This window comes from Syntrophorhabdaceae bacterium, from assembly GCA_028713955.1.
Lineage (GTDB): Bacteria > Desulfobacterota > Syntrophorhabdia > Syntrophorhabdales > Syntrophorhabdaceae > UBA5609.
Window position 1 is genome coordinate 1 of the sequence record JAQTNJ010000294.1, and the last position, 3,523, is coordinate 3,523.

Consider the following 3,523-nt stretch of genomic DNA (forward strand, 5'->3'; position numbering starts at 1 on the left):
TCACCTCCAAAGTCATACCCATGATGTATCAGGGATAAAGACGATAGAATCCGTAAGTCGTGGGCGTAAGGGGTTCGACCCTTTACGACTAACCCCTTGCGACTTAAGCCTCACGTGGTCTTCTCCAGCATCCAGCATCGAGCAGCAAAAAAGCAGGTTAAGGCTAAGGTTAAGCAAACCCAGGTTTTACTCAACCTCAACCTTAACCTCAGCCTGATTCTTCTCGTCATTTCCTCCCTCGTCCTTTATGCCACGATGTATGAGCCGGTACCAACAGCAATCAGATCGTCCTGATCGTTATTCAGCTCAATCCTTGTAACGGCAACCTTGTTTCCCGTTCTCAACGTATAGGCCGTGGCGACAAACCACCTGCCGATGCCCGGACGCAAAAAATCAACACGCAGATCAATGGTGCTTACCCTCCCGAACCTCTCAAGTCTTGTCTCCAGGATCTCGCTCGGTATCTTTTGCTGAACGCCCATAAACGCGGCCAGGCCGCCTGTAACATCGATGACCGACGATATAGCCCCTCCATGCAACATCCCCCGCTTGTAGTGTCCCATCAATTCATTACGCATTTGAAATGAGACCCTCACGCGCTCATAGCTTATCGATTCAACCTTAAGGCCGAGCACCCTGTTGAAAGGGATCTTCTCGTTGAACAGTTCGTTGATGGCGGAAACAAACCTTTCATCATTTGTGCAACTATCCATTATCCCTCCTCGTTCAATGGTCCGTTAATCCCTCAGCCAAAATCTTCGCCAAACAGTAATGACCACGCGCTGCGGTATGCTACTTGATGTCGCGTTTCAGCCGGCAGGTGCTTTAAAAAACTCCTGTGTCTATAGTCGTATTCAGCGATCCGGTTAAGGCGGTCTCCGCCCAGGTCCAGGGCTGATAAAAATCGCTTCGGATGGGCGACGATAAGATCGCGCCATTCAACCTTAAGGCCGCCATCGTCTGCCCACACACGCGAATGCCGCTGGTTGCTAATGGGGTATATCGAACCCGCGTCTCCAAATGCGGTATCGAAATACAGATTCGGGAAACGCTTGATCAAGGCATCGACATATGCGGGCGTATAGCGGGAAGCGCGTTCGATATAGCGTATCTGGGCCAAATGGCACCAGATTACCCTGGCCTTAGGATATCGTTGCAGCATTGATTCAAGCGGCGCGAGCAGTTCATTCTCTATCTCATAGTGGATCTGGAACGGCATTCCGGTTTGTTCGCTCAGACTGAACACCCGGTGCCCGATCGGGCCGTCGATTGGAATGTTGACGTCGCGTTTTAACTCGCCGCGCTTTACCTGCCTGGGCGAAGGGTAGTGGCGGAATTCGAATTCGCCCAGAAGCATCATCTGTTTCTTTTGGACGGCGGCCTCCTGAACATCTAAAAATTCCTCCGGAGCCTCCGTCAGGACCGGGGGTTGTCCGCCGTTTCCAACAGGTATGAAGCGGTCCGGATAACCGGCGAGCAGTTTTTCTGACAGGTTGTCAAACCGTACCCCTTTTTTAAACTGCCCCTCGCCGATGTCTGCGGAAAGCGCCATCAGCCCTATATTAAGGCGATCCATGTTTTTTGCAACGTAATCAACATCCAGCTTCGTGGAATTGCATGAACTTTCTATATCGATATAAGGCAGCCCGCCGGCGGCCAGGATCTTCTTCAAGCGATGTGCATACCCTGTTTTCAATTGCGGAAAATCGACGATATTCTGAGCATTCCCAACCCCTGGCAGTAAGGCAAGAAGAGGAAGCGCACAGAATGCCTTTAGTAAATCGCGTCTATTGATCATGCAGGTCTGTCTCCTATAACTTTTCTCTAAAGTAAACTAAAATGATGCCCACGACGGCAAAGTTATGCGACATACATGGGCTTATTGTCATTGAGACGCAGCCAACCCTTGATGATGCGGTAAATGATCCAGATGCCGTCGGCAATGAGCACAGGCCAACCGATAACGATTAACACTGTTATTCCCCCCAGCGCACCCCAAAGCAGGCCAAACCAGAAGGTTCTGATCTGCCATCGGAAGTGACTTTCCAGAAACGTCCCTGCCACGTCATCCTTCTTGACGTAGTTCATCACGATCGCAACGATGGCTGTTATGCCGATGAAATACGATGCTGCATACAGCGCGTAGATAACCGTGGTGAGAGTTTTTGCCGACTTTTCAGTCTCTTCAGTCACTATGTTTTCCATTTAATGTCTCCTCCTTTTTTGATGCAGCGATTTGGCAGGAAAAGAGATTCTCCATGAGGATCAGCGCACGCCGATTTTCAGAAGGTATCTATTGTGCAATCTCGTAAGCAGGATGAGCGCGGCGATCGAGCCTATCAGACACCAGAACATGTCGCTTTGCGTGTCCCAGATGTAACCCTGTGTCCCGAGGAAGGCTTCAGTGTCGGTCGGATTTGAAAGGGAAGCCAGCCATTCAATGATCTCGTATAATGCCGAAAAGGCCAGGGGAACGGCGACGGATATAAAACCAAGCCACTTGCCCCGTCCGAGCGGCGATGTTCGTAATACAATTTCGCGTGTATATATCGCCGGGCCGAAACCCTGTATGAAATGTCCGATCTTGTCGTAATTATTGCGGGTCCAGCCAAACCAATCCTCCATCCAGAAACCCAGCGGTACCTTGGCGTAAGAGTAGTGGCCGCCCAACATCAGGATCATGGCGTGGATCGAGATGATAGCATAGGTCAGATTGCTCAGCGGAAACCTCCTGTATGTAAGCAGCATGACCGGTAAGGCGATCATGAACGGGAAGGTTTCCAAAACCCAGGTAAGGCGGGTGTCATGCGGCTCAATTCCCGACCAGGCCCAAAAGGCCAATATTATTATCAATAATATGACGGGATACCTTTTTGATGACATATCATCCTGTCCGCAAGTAATGTATCTTTATGTTTTATCGGCCAAACAATTGAATAAACCAACCTGTTTTTTTGTAATTATTATACAGTACCGGCCAAAAGGCAATGAGAATGCAAATAAAAAGGCTTATATTTGTTATTCTTATGTTATTTCCAATAGTTAACAGCTTTGATTTTCTCATTGAATACGAGGGGTGTAAGTGGTATAAAGGAATATATTCTGTAACCCAACAACAACAGATGAAAAAAGATATTGACTCGATCATCGGTAGGCTTAAGAACATGCACGGTCAGCCGAGGTGTGAGCTGAACTTCTCCAGCCCCCTTGAGCTTGTCGTGGCCGTTGTTCTTTCCGCGCAGTGCACCGATGAACGGGTGAATAAAGTGACTGAGCAGCTTTTCAGGAAATACAGGTCCTTGCAGGATTACATCGATGCGGCGACAGAAGAACTGGAAGAAGACATCAGACCAACGGGTTTTTACAGGAATAAGGCGAAGAGCATCAAGAACATCGCGGGCGAGCTCGCGCAGAGGTTCAAGGGAGAAGTCCCGGACGATATCGACGCCTTTGCCACAGTGAAAGGGATAGGGAGAAAATCAGCCAACATGATCGTTGGCCTTGCATACAACAAGCCCGCCGT

At 49.2% G+C, this 3,523-nt stretch carries 5 protein-coding genes; 1 reads left to right on the forward strand and 4 read right to left on the reverse strand.

Going from position 1 to position 3,523, the window contains the following annotated elements:
- Positions 1 to 245 precede the first annotated feature (245 nt).
- The 4 genes from PHU49_15960 to PHU49_15975 form a co-directional block, all read right to left on the reverse strand.
- Positions 246 to 713 (reverse strand): thioesterase family protein, encoded by a 468-nt coding sequence (locus PHU49_15960; protein ID MDD5245504.1) that lies wholly within the window; start codon positions 711 to 713, stop codon positions 246 to 248.
- Between the two features lie 32 nt (positions 714 to 745).
- Positions 746 to 1,798, reverse strand: coding sequence for an amidohydrolase family protein (locus PHU49_15965; GenBank protein MDD5245505.1), 1,053 nt, complete (start codon positions 1,796 to 1,798; stop codon positions 746 to 748).
- A 62-nt stretch (positions 1,799 to 1,860) separates the two neighbouring features.
- The gene (locus PHU49_15970; GenBank protein ID MDD5245506.1) at positions 1,861 to 2,205 is read right to left on the reverse strand and encodes a hypothetical protein; all 345 of its coding nucleotides are present in this window, start codon (positions 2,203 to 2,205) and stop codon (positions 1,861 to 1,863) included.
- Between the two features lie 60 nt (positions 2,206 to 2,265).
- Positions 2,266 to 2,883 (reverse strand): DUF2238 domain-containing protein, encoded by a 618-nt coding sequence (locus PHU49_15975; GenBank protein MDD5245507.1) that lies wholly within the window; start codon positions 2,881 to 2,883, stop codon positions 2,266 to 2,268.
- A 239-nt stretch (positions 2,884 to 3,122) separates the two neighbouring features.
- Between PHU49_15975 and PHU49_15980 the strand changes: the two genes are divergently transcribed.
- Positions 3,123 to 3,523 (forward strand): endonuclease III (locus PHU49_15980; protein ID MDD5245508.1); only part of this gene is annotated, 401 nt, incomplete at its 3' end.